This window comes from Pseudomonas uvaldensis (assembly GCF_021271205.1).
In the GTDB taxonomy this organism is placed as follows: Bacteria; Pseudomonadota; Gammaproteobacteria; order Pseudomonadales; family Pseudomonadaceae; genus Aquipseudomonas; species Aquipseudomonas uvaldensis.
Genome location: NZ_JAIWKS010000003.1, coordinates 488,974 through 501,285, shown reverse-complemented (window position 1 = coordinate 501,285; position 12,312 = coordinate 488,974). Strand labels below are relative to the sequence as shown.

The 12,312-nt window shown below is 59.4% G+C and carries 11 protein-coding genes and 1 pseudogene; 4 read left to right on the top strand and 8 right to left on the bottom strand.

What is annotated here, in order from left to right; translation table 11 throughout:
- Window positions 1-232: 232 nt before the first annotated feature.
- Complete coding sequence (locus tag LCU97_RS08765) at window positions 233-967, bottom strand: LexA family transcriptional regulator (RefSeq protein WP_053153253.1); 735 nt, start codon at window positions 965-967, stop codon at window positions 233-235.
- A 531-nt stretch (window positions 968-1,498) separates the two neighbouring features.
- On the opposite strand from LCU97_RS08765, the pseudogene LCU97_RS08760 reads away from it, so the two are divergent.
- The 4 genes and pseudogenes from LCU97_RS08760 to fdxA all read left to right on the top strand — a co-directional run bounded on the left by LCU97_RS08760 (window position 1,499) and on the right by fdxA (window position 5,814).
- Window positions 1,499-1,857: pseudogene (locus LCU97_RS08760) on the top strand (DUF6124 family protein).
- 496 nt (window positions 1,858-2,353) lie between these two features.
- The gene (locus LCU97_RS08750) at window positions 2,354-2,521 is read left to right on the top strand and encodes a hypothetical protein (protein ID WP_168199556.1); all 168 of its coding nucleotides are present in this window, start codon (window positions 2,354-2,356) and stop codon (window positions 2,519-2,521) included.
- Between the two features lie 267 nt (window positions 2,522-2,788).
- The gene (gene mutS, locus LCU97_RS08745; RefSeq protein ID WP_172679630.1) at window positions 2,789-5,356 is read left to right on the top strand and encodes a DNA mismatch repair protein MutS; all 2,568 of its coding nucleotides are present in this window, start codon (window positions 2,789-2,791) and stop codon (window positions 5,354-5,356) included.
- 134 nt (window positions 5,357-5,490) lie between these two features.
- The gene (fdxA, locus tag LCU97_RS08740; RefSeq protein WP_053152788.1) at window positions 5,491-5,814 is read left to right on the top strand and encodes a ferredoxin FdxA; all 324 of its coding nucleotides are present in this window, start codon (window positions 5,491-5,493) and stop codon (window positions 5,812-5,814) included.
- A gap of 485 nt (window positions 5,815-6,299) precedes the next feature.
- On the opposite strand, the gene rpoS is transcribed toward fdxA, so the two are convergent.
- The 7 genes from rpoS to fghA all read right to left on the bottom strand — a co-directional run bounded on the left by rpoS (window position 6,300) and on the right by fghA (window position 12,304).
- Window positions 6,300-7,310, bottom strand: a complete 1,011-nt coding sequence (rpoS, locus tag LCU97_RS08735) for an RNA polymerase sigma factor RpoS (protein ID WP_053152784.1) — start codon at window positions 7,308-7,310, stop codon at window positions 6,300-6,302.
- A 105-nt stretch (window positions 7,311-7,415) separates the two neighbouring features.
- Window positions 7,416-8,264 (bottom strand): peptidoglycan DD-metalloendopeptidase family protein, encoded by an 849-nt coding sequence (locus LCU97_RS08730; protein WP_232776132.1) that lies wholly within the window; start codon window positions 8,262-8,264, stop codon window positions 7,416-7,418.
- A 208-nt stretch (window positions 8,265-8,472) separates the two neighbouring features.
- On the bottom strand, window positions 8,473-9,108 hold the full coding sequence (locus LCU97_RS08725; RefSeq protein ID WP_172679635.1) for a protein-L-isoaspartate(D-aspartate) O-methyltransferase: 636 nt from the start codon (window positions 9,106-9,108) through the stop codon (window positions 8,473-8,475).
- A gap of 41 nt (window positions 9,109-9,149) precedes the next feature.
- On the bottom strand, window positions 9,150-9,899 hold the full coding sequence (gene surE, locus LCU97_RS08720) for a 5'/3'-nucleotidase SurE (protein WP_053152778.1): 750 nt from the start codon (window positions 9,897-9,899) through the stop codon (window positions 9,150-9,152).
- Complete coding sequence (gene truD / locus LCU97_RS08715) at window positions 9,887-10,945, bottom strand: tRNA pseudouridine(13) synthase TruD (protein ID WP_232776131.1); 1,059 nt, start codon at window positions 10,943-10,945, stop codon at window positions 9,887-9,889. Before truD ends, surE begins: the two co-directional genes overlap by 13 nt.
- Window positions 10,942-11,415: a 2-C-methyl-D-erythritol 2,4-cyclodiphosphate synthase gene (gene ispF, locus LCU97_RS08710; protein WP_053152774.1), complete on the bottom strand. Its 474-nt coding sequence runs from the start codon at window positions 11,413-11,415 to the stop codon at window positions 10,942-10,944. Before ispF ends, truD begins: the two co-directional genes overlap by 4 nt.
- 43 nt (window positions 11,416-11,458) lie before the next feature.
- The gene (gene fghA, locus LCU97_RS08705) at window positions 11,459-12,304 is read right to left on the bottom strand and encodes an S-formylglutathione hydrolase (RefSeq protein ID WP_232776130.1); all 846 of its coding nucleotides are present in this window, start codon (window positions 12,302-12,304) and stop codon (window positions 11,459-11,461) included.
- Window positions 12,305-12,312: the final 8 nt, after the last annotated feature.

Here is a 12,312-nt window from a genome sequence, read left to right as displayed (position 1 = left end):
CGGTTCATCGCTGCCTGTGGGTGAAACTAAAGAGCGGTTGTTGCCAGCCACTTTGTCGAGCGGCTTGGACACAGAATATGCATGTATGCATATCCAGTCAATGCGTAAATGCATTTATTTATGTACGTCAAATGCACAAACGCATCAAGCCTCAATGAATACGGGGGGCAGGGATTTTTCAGTGCGAAAAAAAACCCGCACGGTGGCGGGTTTTTATCGGATGGCAGTGAGGTTAACGGGCGTACATGCCCCACCAGAAGACGTGACCAAGAATGACGATCTGCTCATCCTGCATTTCCTGGAAGCTGTAGTCCTCGTCTGGATGCTCGTCGCGGTTGAAGCTGCGCAGACGGATGCCGGTAGGCAGGCGGTAAAGCTGCTTCACCCGCAGCTGGCCGTTGTGATTGATAGCATAGAGATCGCCATCGACAATATCGCCGATCCCGCACTTGCCCGCGTTCACCCCGACCGTCGCGCCGTCGCGCAACACCGGCAACATGCTGTTGCCTCGAACGGTCACGCATTTGGCCTGGTCGAACTGCACGCCGTTATGCCGCAGGCTGCGCTTGCCGAAGCGCAGGCTCGAGCGCTCGCTTTCCTCGATGACGAATCTTCCTGATCCAGCAGCCAATTCAACCTCACGCAGAAAAGGGACCGACACCTCGTCTTCTTCGACAGGGGTATCGTCGTCCCACAGGCTAATGTCCTTGAGTTCGGAATGCGACGCCTCGCGGCGGCTGTTGCCAGGGGGCGACACATCCGCGCGCCCGCGCAACTGGTCGGTGCTCACGGCAAAGTATTCGGCGATCTTCGAGATGTGTTTATCCGAAGGATCGACAATCTTGCCGCTGAGGATCCGCGAAAGTGTGGATTGAGGCACGCCGGTACGACGGTGAAGCTCCGTGGGGGAGATCCCGTGCTGATCGAGCAGTGCTCTTAATACGGTAGAAACGTTGCGTTTTTGCATAACGCGCATGATGCTTGTTCTTTTGGCAGAAGACAAATGCTGATTTGCATAAACCTGCATATCCGGGCGAAAACCTGTGGGAGCAAGGCTTGCCCGCGATGACGGTGGCACATCCAACATCGCCCCAAACTGACCCTCCGCCGCCGCGAGCAGGCACTTGGGAGATTTCCCCTACACCCTCTTGGGAAACGGCCCGATCCGCGTCCTTCAAATGTGCGACACCAGGCTACGTTGCCTTGCGCCTCTGCCTACAACTACGCCAGAATCCGCCGGCTTGTGCGCCTTGGGCCTCGTCGATACTTTGGTTCTCGTCACTGCCCATCAGTGATCGGGTTTAGTAGCCCGGCATCCAAGATGTACATAGCGCCATTCAGTCAGGTGTCCAATGCCTGCACCCAATGGCAGCTGTGCGCAGGGCGCCTTCGGGTGCGCCGGTTTCTTGGATCCCCGGTCTACTAACCTGCGTACAGCTGCCACTCTCTTCGTTTAGTAGCGACTCAGTGGCGGCTCCCACTTCGAGGATCCAAGACTATGTTCAAGCACACTCCTAATCCACCACTTACTGACGGTCACACATCCCGCACCCAGTCGGCGAATGCCAAAAACTCGACGAAGCCGCTACCCGCGCCTTGGACTATTACCTCAAGCCACCGGCCGAAAAAGAAACATCCGACACCCTCGACACCCTTTTCATCATCGCCCCTAACATCGACACCGAATGCCTGCTCGCCAACCTCAGCGAAACCCTGGCCTCGGCCAATGCCATGGTCAGTGATTTGGCATTCGACCTGGAGGGCTCGCGGCGACATATCGCGTTGGGGGTCCAGCAGATGATCGAACTGGGCCAGTTGCTGGCGAATCGGGCGTTGGATGTGGTTGAAGTGAGGTAGGCATTCATAATGCAGGCCCGGCGAGGGGAATGCGCCCCTCGCCACGGGCTCACCCGCTTCATTAAAACAATACTGGCGGCCTGGCTCGGCTCAGACAGCAGACATTATCGAGAAGGAGTTGGATTGATGACGGACGATGCCGATTCACGCAACCAGGTAATGACACCAGCGGAGAAAGCCGTTTGTGAAGACGCGTTGCGCTTCGCTCGATCCAATAAAAAAATAATTGCGAGAAGACTCACAGATAAGCTGATTTATCCGCCAGAAGAGGCTCCAGTATCAGTTTTCATGGCCGGCTCTCCCCCGCACGTGACGTAGTGAACGCGCTTAAGCTAGAGTATCAAGGCGACGTCCACGTGGATCTATTGCTCAAGCATATCGACAACTCGGGACGACTTTATAAAGCTGGTGTCGATAAAATTGACTACCATATCCCTGAGCGACACACGCGGGCCGACCTAGAGGCCACGCTCGGGCCACCATCAGGAGCGCACCTATGATCTCGATCAAGCTAGGTTTGACTAAAGGGGCCAAAAGCACCTTTGCCGATTTTATTCGCAATGCAAAATCGGACCAAAAGAAGCGTGTTTACAGCGAGGTTTTGATTGAAGCTACCAAGCAGCAGAATCAGTTGATGATGCAAGCCGAGGCGAAACGAACCTGATATCCAGATTTCAGAGAAGCCCGACCAAGCGTCGGGTTTTTTATTATCTCCAACCCATGCTCCGTAAGGCGATTGCAGGCACTCCGGCGGCAAGAAATACCCAAGGGTCAGAAATCCTGCTTTACCAAAGCGATGGAAGACGCTCATCCCTGGGTCCCACCAGACCACCCATGTTAACCTTGCGCCCATCGCGGAAAAGCCGGGCCAATGCCCCTCCTTTTGCCCCACACCTTTCAACGAGCTTGCCTGACACCCATGAACACCGCCGTGAACGACCTGTCCTCCCACACGCCGATGATGCAGCAATACTGGCGCCTGAAGAACCAGCATCCCGATCAGTTGATGTTCTACCGCATGGGCGACTTCTACGAGATCTTTTATGAGGATGCGAAGAAGGCCGCCAAGTTGCTGGACATCACCCTGACGGCGCGTGGGCAATCGGCGGGCATGGCGATTCCAATGTGTGGGATTCCTTACCACGCAGCGGAAGGTTATCTGGCGAAACTGGTCAAGCTCGGCGAGTCGGTGGTGATTTGCGAGCAGGTGGGCGATCCGGCTACCAGCAAAGGGCCGGTGGAACGCCAGGTGGTGCGCATCATCACCCCCGGCACGGTCAGCGATGAGGCGTTGCTGGATGAACGCCGCGACAACCTGATCGCGGCGGTGCTGGGGGATGAGCGCCTGTTCGGCATGGCGGTGCTGGATATCACCAGTGGCAACTTCTCGGTACTGGAAATCAAGGGTTGGGAGAACCTGCTGGCGGAGCTGGAGCGGGTCAATCCGGTGGAGCTGTTGATTCCCGATGACTGGCCCAAGGACCTGCCGGCGGAAAAACGCCGTGGCGTTCGTCGCCGGGCGCCGTGGGATTTTGAGCGCGATTCGGCGCTGAAAAGTCTCTGCCAGCAGTTTTCCACCCAGGACCTCAAGGGGTTCGGCTGTGAAAACCTGACTCTGGCCATCGGTGCGGCCGGCTGCCTGTTGGCCTACGCCAAGGAAACCCAGCGCACCGCCCTACCCCATTTGCGCAGCCTGCGCCATGAACGCCTGGATGACACGGTGGTGCTGGACGGCGCCAGCCGGCGCAACCTGGAATTGGACACCAACCTGGCCGGCGGTCGCGACAATACCCTGCAATCGGTGGTGGATCGCTGCCAGACCGCGATGGGCAGCCGCTTGCTGACCCGCTGGCTGAACCGTCCGTTGCGGGACCTGACAGTACTGCTGGCGCGCCAGTCCTCGATTACCTGCCTGCTGGATCGTTATCGCTTCGAGCAGTTGCAGCCGCAGCTCAAGGAAATCGGCGACATCGAGCGCATCCTGGCGCGGATCGGCCTGCGCAACGCCCGTCCCCGGGACCTGGCGCGCCTGCGCGATGCCCTTGGCGCCCTGCCCGAACTGCAAGTGGCGATGACCGACCTCGAAGCTCCGCATCTTCAGCACTTGGCGCGCATCACCAGCACTTACCCAGAACTGGCCGCGCTGTTGGAAAAAGCCATCATCGACAACCCACCCGCGGTGATCCGTGACGGTGGCGTGCTGAAAACCGGTTACGACGCCGAACTCGACGAGCTGCTGGCGCTGAGCGAGAACGCCGGCCAGTTCCTCATCGACCTCGAAGCCCGGGAAAAGGCCCGTACCGGCCTGAGCAATCTCAAGGTCGGCTACAACCGCATCCACGGCTATTTCATCGAATTGCCGAGCAAGCAGGCCGAACAGGCTCCGGCCGATTACATCCGTCGCCAGACCCTCAAGGGCGCCGAGCGCTTCATTACTCCGGAACTCAAGGCCTTCGAGGACAAGGCGCTGTCGGCCAAGAGTCGCGCCCTGGCCCGCGAAAAAATGCTCTATGACGCGCTGCTGGAAGATCTGATCAACCAATTGCCGCCCCTGCAGGACACCGCCGCCGCCCTGGCGGAGCTGGACGTTCTGAGCAACCTGGCCGAGCGCGCATTGAACCTTGACCTGAATTGCCCGCGCTTCGTCAGCGAACCGTGCATGCGCATCAGCCAAGGTCGTCACCCAGTGGTCGAGCAGGTACTGACCACGCCGTTCGTGGCCAACGACCTGAGCCTGGACGACAATACCCGCATGCTGGTAATCACCGGTCCGAACATGGGCGGTAAATCCACCTACATGCGCCAGACAGCCCTGATCGTGCTGCTGGCTCACATCGGCAGTTTCGTACCGGCGGCCAGCTGCGAGTTATCCCTGGTGGACCGCATCTTCACCCGGATCGGCTCCAGCGATGACCTGGCCGGCGGGCGCTCGACCTTCATGGTGGAAATGAGCGAGACCGCCAACATCCTGCACAACGCCACCGAGCGCAGCCTGGTGCTGATGGACGAAGTCGGACGGGGCACCAGCACCTTCGATGGCCTGTCCCTGGCCTGGGCGGCGGCCGAGCGATTGGCACAACTGCGCGCCTACACATTGTTCGCGACCCATTATTTCGAGCTGACGGTGCTGCCGGAAAGCCAGCCGCTGGTGGCCAACGTCCACCTCAACGCCACTGAACACAACGAGCGCATCGTATTCCTGCACCATGTACTGCCCGGCCCGGCCAGCCAGAGCTACGGCTTGGCGGTTGCGCAGTTGGCCGGTGTACCAGGCGAAGTGATTGCCCGGGCCCGCGAACATTTGAGCCGCCTGGAAACCTCCAGCCTGCCCCACGAGGCGCCGCGTCCGACAAAAGGCAAACCGGCGGCCCCTCAGCAAAGCGACCTCTTCGCCAGCCTGCCGCATCCGGTGCTCGACGAACTGGCCAAGCTTGACCTGGACGATCTGACCCCACGCCGGGCACTGGAATTACTCTATACATTGAAGACACGGATCTAACGCACGGGCGTTCAAGCTGTTAGAATCTCGCGCGGTTTGGAATGCTGAGGACTATTAGCCTGGTCCGCACCCAAGCCTGGCGAGCCCTACCGTGAAGAGGGACCCGCTGCCGCCGCCTGAGGAGAGAATTAGAAATGACCTTCGTCGTCACCGACAACTGCATCAAGTGCAAGTACACCGACTGCGTAGAAGTGTGTCCGGTGGACTGCTTTTACGAAGGCCCGAACTTCCTGGTCATTCACCCGGACGAGTGCATCGATTGCGCCCTGTGTGAACCGGAATGCCCGGCACAAGCCATTTTCTCGGAAGACGAAGTCCCGGCTGGCATGGAGGACTTCATCGAGCTGAACGCCGAACTGGCGGAAATCTGGCCAAACATCACCGAGAAGAAAGACGCCCTGCCGGATGCCGAAGAGTGGGATGGCAAGCCTGGCAAGATCGCGGACCTCGAACGCTGATCGTCCCTGTGTACGTCTTGAAGGCCCCTTGCGGGCCTTTTTGCTGCCTGGACCCAAATCGCAGGCAAAAAAAAGGGGCGGTTTGACCCGCCCACATTTTTTCCCTAATCCCTTTGTTCCCTTTCATCGTCCTGATGAATCGCGTCCTGCGATGTCCTTCCTTCCCCATCGTCCGTGACGGGTGTGTCTGTCCGTCGACACAGGACTGATATTAGTGTTTTCCCTGGCGAGTGCAATTCACCTCAAGCGGGCCGACAGTTGCTGTCATCGTTCGTTCATAAAAAAATAACCTTTAAAATCAATCCAGTATAAAAATTCATGCGCTTTATTGTCCTCTATCCCCGGCCATGAGAAACCGAACGCTTACACAACACTAGGCAAAAGCTTACAAACCAAACCGGAAAACAGCGCAGGATTAGAAAAGCGCCGCCCAGAAACGGCAAAGCCCCGAACCGGTCGGGGCTTTTTCTGCTGTAGCGGAGTGGTTACTGGAACAGCGACTCGCTCGACAAACCATTCTTCTCCAGGATTTCCCGTAGACGCTTGAGGCCCTCTACCTGGATCTGCCTGACCCTTTCCCGAGTCAATCCAATTTCCAGGCCGACATCTTCGAGGGTGCTGCTTTCGTGACCGCGCAGGCCAAAACGTCGGATCACCACCTCCCGTTGCTTGTCCGTCAGCTCCGAGAGCCACTGGTCGATGCTCTGGGACAAGTCGTCGTCCTGCAGCAGTTCACAAGGGTCGGTGGGACGCTCGTCGGTAAGGGTGTCCAGCAGGGTCTTGTCCGAGTCTGGCCCCAGCGAGACATCCACAGAGGAAACCCGCTCGTTGAGCCCAAGCATTCGCTTGACCTCGCCCACCGGTTTTTCCAGCAGGCTGGCGATTTCTTCCGGTGAGGGTTCATGATCGAGTTTCTGGGTCAGCTCACGGGCAGCCCGCAGGTAGACGTTCAGCTCCTTGACCACATGAATCGGCAGCCGGATCGTGCGGGTCTGATTCATGATCGCCCGTTCGATGGTCTGGCGGATCCACCAGGTGGCGTAGGTCGAAAAACGGAAGCCCCGCTCAGGATCGAATTTCTCGACAGCGCGGATCAACCCCAGATTGCCCTCTTCGATCAGGTCCAGCAGTGAAAGCCCACGATTGACGTAGCGTCGAGCGATTTTCACCACCAGGCGCAGGTTGCTTTCAATCATGCGTTTTCGACCGGCCGGGTCGCCCTTTTGCGACAGGCGCGCAAAATGTACTTCTTCCTCGGGGGAGAGTAGCGGCGAAAAACCGATTTCGTTGAGGTACAGCTGAGTGGCGTCCAGCGCCCGGGTGTAATCGATGTACTTATGTTGTTTAAGCGAAGCGGAGTGTCTGGATTTGGCGCGAACGGAAGGTGGAGATGACGCCCCTTCATCATTCGACATCGAATCCATAGCGATGCCGGTCTCCATCAGGAGAACCTCATCGTCGATGTCAAACTCCGGCACTTCTTTACTGAGAGCCATTGTTATAGTCCTTTGGTGAGTTCGACCTCAAGCTCGAGCGGCGCCTTTATCCTTGGCAACGCTGGAGCCTGTTCCCTCTACGTGACGGAACAGGCTGACAACCAATCAACGACGTGGCAGGAATTGCAGCGGATCTACCGGTTTACCTTGTCGGCGAATCTCAAAATGCAGTTTCACCCGGTCTGTACCCGTCGACCCCATTTCGGCAATTGTCTGTCCGACCTTGACCTGCTGCCCCTCCCGAACCAACAGCCTGCGGTTGTGACCGTAGGCACTGACGTAGGTATCGCTGTGTTTGATGATCACGAGTTCGCCGTAGCCCCTCAAACCACTCCCGGCGTACACAACCGTGCCATCAGACGCGGCTAAAACAGGCTGTCCCAAATCCCCGGCGATATCAATTCCTTTATTCAAACTACCGTTTGAAGAGAATTTCCCAATAAGAACGCCATTAGAAGGCCATCCCCAGCCTGTCGGGGCGGGGCCTGCCGGAGGCATCGGCGCGGCCTCCGGTTTGCTCGCGACGGACGGTACGGTGGCCGTCCCTGCGCCGACCGGCCGGCGAATGACCGTGGTTTTACTCGACGACGAAGGTGTCGACCCTGACTGGGTGACCACCGCGGTCGGTGTTGAACCGCTGCGCCCATCGAAGCGAATCGTCTGACCCGGATGGATCGTATAAGGCGCAGGAATGTTGTTCCGCGCGGCCAATGCTTTGTAGTCCCAGCCGTAGCGAAAAGCGATGGAAAACAACGTATCGCCCTTACGGACTACATACTGACCGGTCGTTACTGTAGGACGTTGTGGCGCAGCAGTGGTGTTGCGATCGACAACCCGGACGTTACCCGACGGTGTACTGGAACAACCGACCAGCAAGGTACTCAAGACAAGGCCAGTCACCAGGCGCTTAAAGCTCGTGATACCCATACGCTGCGCAATGACTGTGAGACTCACCCGCTGCTCCCTTTGTGGTGGCTGAAAAAATGGAAACTGCCTGTCCAGGCAGTGGTGGTGCGAGTAACGGGCGCATCCATCCTTCTATTAATGAAGCACGGGACGTTGCCGCACACGTTTGCTCGCCGCCGTTGAAGCCTGTTCGATGAACCGATGCCGCTGTAAGACACAGCAAGCGTCACGGAATTCAGCCGCTGTTTATAAATGCTCAGGCCAACGGCCCATTGAGTAATGGTACGAACCGCACCGCTCCCAGAACGTGCCGCGAGAAGCCATGTTCCTCTCGTACGATCAGCATCAGTTGCTGCACTTCGCCGGCACCCACCGGGATGACCATGCGTCCACCGGGAGCGAGTTGATCCAGCAGGGCCTGGGGAACATCCGTCGCCACGGCAGTGACAATGATTCCGTTATACGGCGCGAGGGCCGGCCAACCTTCCCAGCCGTCGCCCCAGCGAAACACCACGTTGCGCAGGTTAAGCTCCACCAGGCGCTCCTTGGCGCGGTCCTGCAACACCTTGATCCGTTCTACGGAAAACACCCGCTCGACCAACTGCGACAATACCGCCGTCTGGTAACCCGAACCGGTACCGATCTCCAGAACCTTGTCCAGGGGCCCCGCCTCCAGCAGCAACTCGCTCATGCGGGCCACCATATAAGGCTGGGAAATGGTCTGGTTGTGTCCGATCGGGAGAGCCGTGTCTTCATAGGCACGATGGGCGAGGGCTTCATCGACGAACAGATGCCGCGGCGTGCGGCGGATTACTTCCAGCACCTGGGCATTGGACAGCCCCTCTTCGTAGAGCCGCTGGATCAGGCGTTCACGGGTGCGCTGCGAGGTCATGCCGATCCCGCGGCGCAGCATATCGTCTTGCTCGCGAGCCATCAGCGCAACCCCTCCAGCCAGCCATCGAGATGTCGGAAGGCATCATTGAAGGTGCGATCGAGCTGCAACGGTGTAATCGAGACGTAACCTTGCATCACCGCATGAAAATCCGTGCCCGGCCCGCCATCCTCGGCATCCCCGGCGGCGGCGATCCAGTAGCCGGCCTTTCCGCGTGGATCGACCACGTGCATGGGCCTGGCGGCGCGGGCGCGATGGCCCAGGCGAGTCAGCTGGATGCCCCGGACGTGGTCGAGGGGCAGGTTCGGGATGTTCACGTTCAACACCGTACGCGGTGGCAGGTCCAGCTCGCCGTGGGCTTGCACCAGTTTGCGGGCGAAGTAGGCGGCGGTGGGCAGGTTGTCGACCTGCCGGGAAACGAACGAGAAGGCAAACGACGGGTGTTCGAGGAAACGACCCTCCAGGGCGGCGGCGACCGTGCCGGAATACAGCACGTCATCGCCCAGGTTGGCGCCCAGGTTGATGCCTGAAACGACCATGTCCGGCGCACGCTCCAGCAAACCGTTGATGCCCAGGTGCACGCAATCGGTCGGCGTACCGTTGAGACTGATGAAACCGTTATCCAGATAGCAGGGGTGCAACGGACGGTCGAGCGTCAGCGAGCTGCTGGCGCCGCTTTTGTCCTGGTCCGGGGCGATCACCACGCACTCGGCAAAATCTGCCAGCGCAGCATAGAGCGCGGCAAGACCGGGTGCTGTTACCCCGTCGTCGTTAGAAATCAGAATACGCATGGGCTGTCCGTCTGCCCTACCGGCACCAGATCGACGAGTTCGCGCACCAAGGCAGTGGCGAAACATCCGGCCGGCAGGACGAATTCCAGTTGCAGAATGTCTAGCGAGGGATAATGCCACGACAGCCCGCCAATGGGCAGTCGCAGGATGCGACGTTCGTGATTCATTCCCGCGTTTATCAACCAGTCCCGCAGCTCGGTCTCTTCCTCGGCGATGGCCTGCTCCAGCTCGAAAGTCGCGCCGGCGGCCGGCGAAGGCCCCTCGCCCCACTGTGGCCCGGTCGGATGCAGGTCGAGGATAGCCAGGCGCGGATCGCTGCATTCAGCCTCCGCGGCCGGGAAAAAGCTGCGGCTGTCAGTGAAGGCCAGCAAGTCACCCACCTGGGCCAGTTGCCAGGTGCCATCGGCCACCCGGGCCGCAAGTACCCGGTTGAACAAATAACTGCGGGCTGCCGACAGCAGCCGCGAACGCACGTTGCGCTGCTCCGGCAAGGCCTTGCGCGCCGCCCAGGCACGGGCATCGACGACGTTACCGCCGTCATGGCCAAAACGCTGGGCGCCAAAATAATTGGGAATGCCCTGGCGGACAATCTGCTGCAGGCGCGCATCGATAGCCGCTGCATCCCCCTTGAATTGGGTCAGGCGCAAAGTGAAGCCATTGGCCGAGTGCGCGCCACGCTGCAGCTTGCGTTTATGCCGAGCGGTCTTGAGGATTTTCAGCGTGTCATTCTCTGCCGACGACAGGTCCGGATCGGCCTTGCCGGGCAACTGGACGCTGAACCATTGGCGGGTCAGGGCTTGACGGTCCTTGAGCCCGGCATAGCTGACGGTGCGCAACGGCACGCCGGCCGCCTTGGCAATCCGTCGGGCAGCCTCTTCCGTATTCAGGCCGCGTTTCTCGACCCAGATCCACAAATGCTCGCCATCACCGGTCAACGGGATGTCGAGGACTTCATCGACCTGGAAATCTTCGGCGGTGGCTTTCAGCACCGCGCTGCCCAGCGACTCGCCATAGGCCCGCGGGCCCAACAGTTCCAGTTCGGTCATGGGCGCAGCAACAAGGCAACGGAATGAACGGCGATGCCTTCTTCACGACCGACGAAACCAAGCTTCTCGGTGGTGGTGGCCTTCACATTCACTTGATCCAGTTCGATCTGCAGATCCTCAGCGATCAGCCGGCGCATCGCTTCGATGTGCGGCGCCATCTTGGGAGCCTGGGCAACGATGGTGTTGTCGACATTGCCGACTTTCCAGCCCTTGGCGTGGATCAGCGAGACGACATGGCGCAGCAGCATGCGGCTGTCCGCGCCCTTGAATTGCGGGTCGGTGTCGGGGAAGTGCTTGCCGATGTCGCCCAGGGCGGCCGCGCCGAGCAACGCATCGCTCAAGGCGTGCAGCAGGACATCACCGTCAGAATGCGCGAGCAGCCCGAAGCCGTGTGCGATCCGCACGCCGCCCAGCGTGATGAAATCGCCCTCAGTGAACCGGTGAACATCGTAGCCGTGGCCAATACGCATAAAAAAACGCCCTGATTTCTGTCAGGGCGTGATTCTACCTGCATTAGGCGCTTAGAGCGCGTGCATGATGTTGCAGATGATCATCGATGAAACTGGCGATGAAGTAATAGCTGTGGTCGTAGCCCGGTTGCAGGCGTAACTCCAGCGGATGCCCGGCCGTCCTGGCCGCTTGCTGCAAGGCTTGCGGCTTGAGCTGGTTGTCGAGGAAATCATCGCGATCGCCCTGGTCCACCAGCAATGGCAGTTTCTCGTCGGCCTCGGCAATGAGCGCGCAGGCGTCCCATTCCCGCCATTTGGAGCGATCTTCGCCCAGGTAGCGGGAAAAGGCTTTCTGACCCCACGGACAGTCCATCGGATTGTTGATCGGCGAAACCGCCGACACCGAACGGTAACGACCAGGGTTGCGCAAAGCGCAGACCAGTGCGCCATGCCCCCCCATGGAATGACCGCTGATGCCGCGTTTATCCGACGCGGGGAAATGAGCCTCAACGAGCGCAGGCAATTCCTGCACCACATAGTCATGCATCCGATAGTGCTGCGCCCAGGGTTCCTGCGTGGCGTTCAGATAGAATCCCGCGCCCAGGCCGAAGTCCCAGGCGCCGTCCGGATCGCCCGGCACGTCGGCACCACGGGGACTGGTATCCGGTGCAACGATGATCAACCCCAACTCGGCAGCCATGCGCTGGGCCCCGGCCTTCTGCATGAAGTTCTCGTCGGTGCAGGTCAGACCGGATAACCAGTACAACACAGGCAACTTGCCGCCCTGCTCGGCTTGCGGCGGCAGGTAAACCGCAAAGACCATGTCACAGCCGAGCACTTCGGAACGATGCCGGTAACGCTTGTGCCAGCCGCCGAAGCTTTTCTGGCAGGAAATGTTTTCCAGACTCATGACCGACC

Excerpts from the sequence above, each read along its gene's own strand:
- rpoS (WP_053152784.1), bottom strand. The coding sequence starts at position 7,310 with ATGGCTCTCAGTAAAGAAGTGCCGGAGTTTGACATCGACGATGAGGTT.
- truD (WP_232776131.1), bottom strand. The coding sequence starts at position 10,945 with ATGACCGAACTGGAACTGTTGGGCCCGCGGGCCTATGGCGAGTCGCTG.
- LCU97_RS08765 (WP_053153253.1), bottom strand. The coding sequence starts at position 967 with ATGCAAAAACGCAACGTTTCTACCGTATTAAGAGCACTGCTCGATCAG.
- fghA (WP_232776130.1), bottom strand. The coding sequence starts at position 12,304 with ATGAGTCTGGAAAACATTTCCTGCCAGAAAAGCTTCGGCGGCTGGCAC.
- surE (WP_053152778.1), bottom strand. The coding sequence starts at position 9,899 with ATGCGTATTCTGATTTCTAACGACGACGGGGTAACAGCACCCGGTCTT.
- LCU97_RS08725 (WP_172679635.1), bottom strand. The coding sequence starts at position 9,108 with ATGACCTCGCAGCGCACCCGTGAACGCCTGATCCAGCGGCTCTACGAA.
- fdxA (WP_053152788.1), top strand. The coding sequence starts at position 5,491 with ATGACCTTCGTCGTCACCGACAACTGCATCAAGTGCAAGTACACCGAC.
- LCU97_RS08750 (WP_168199556.1), top strand. The coding sequence starts at position 2,354 with ATGATCTCGATCAAGCTAGGTTTGACTAAAGGGGCCAAAAGCACCTTT.
- ispF (WP_053152774.1), bottom strand. The coding sequence starts at position 11,415 with ATGCGTATTGGCCACGGCTACGATGTTCACCGGTTCACTGAGGGCGAT.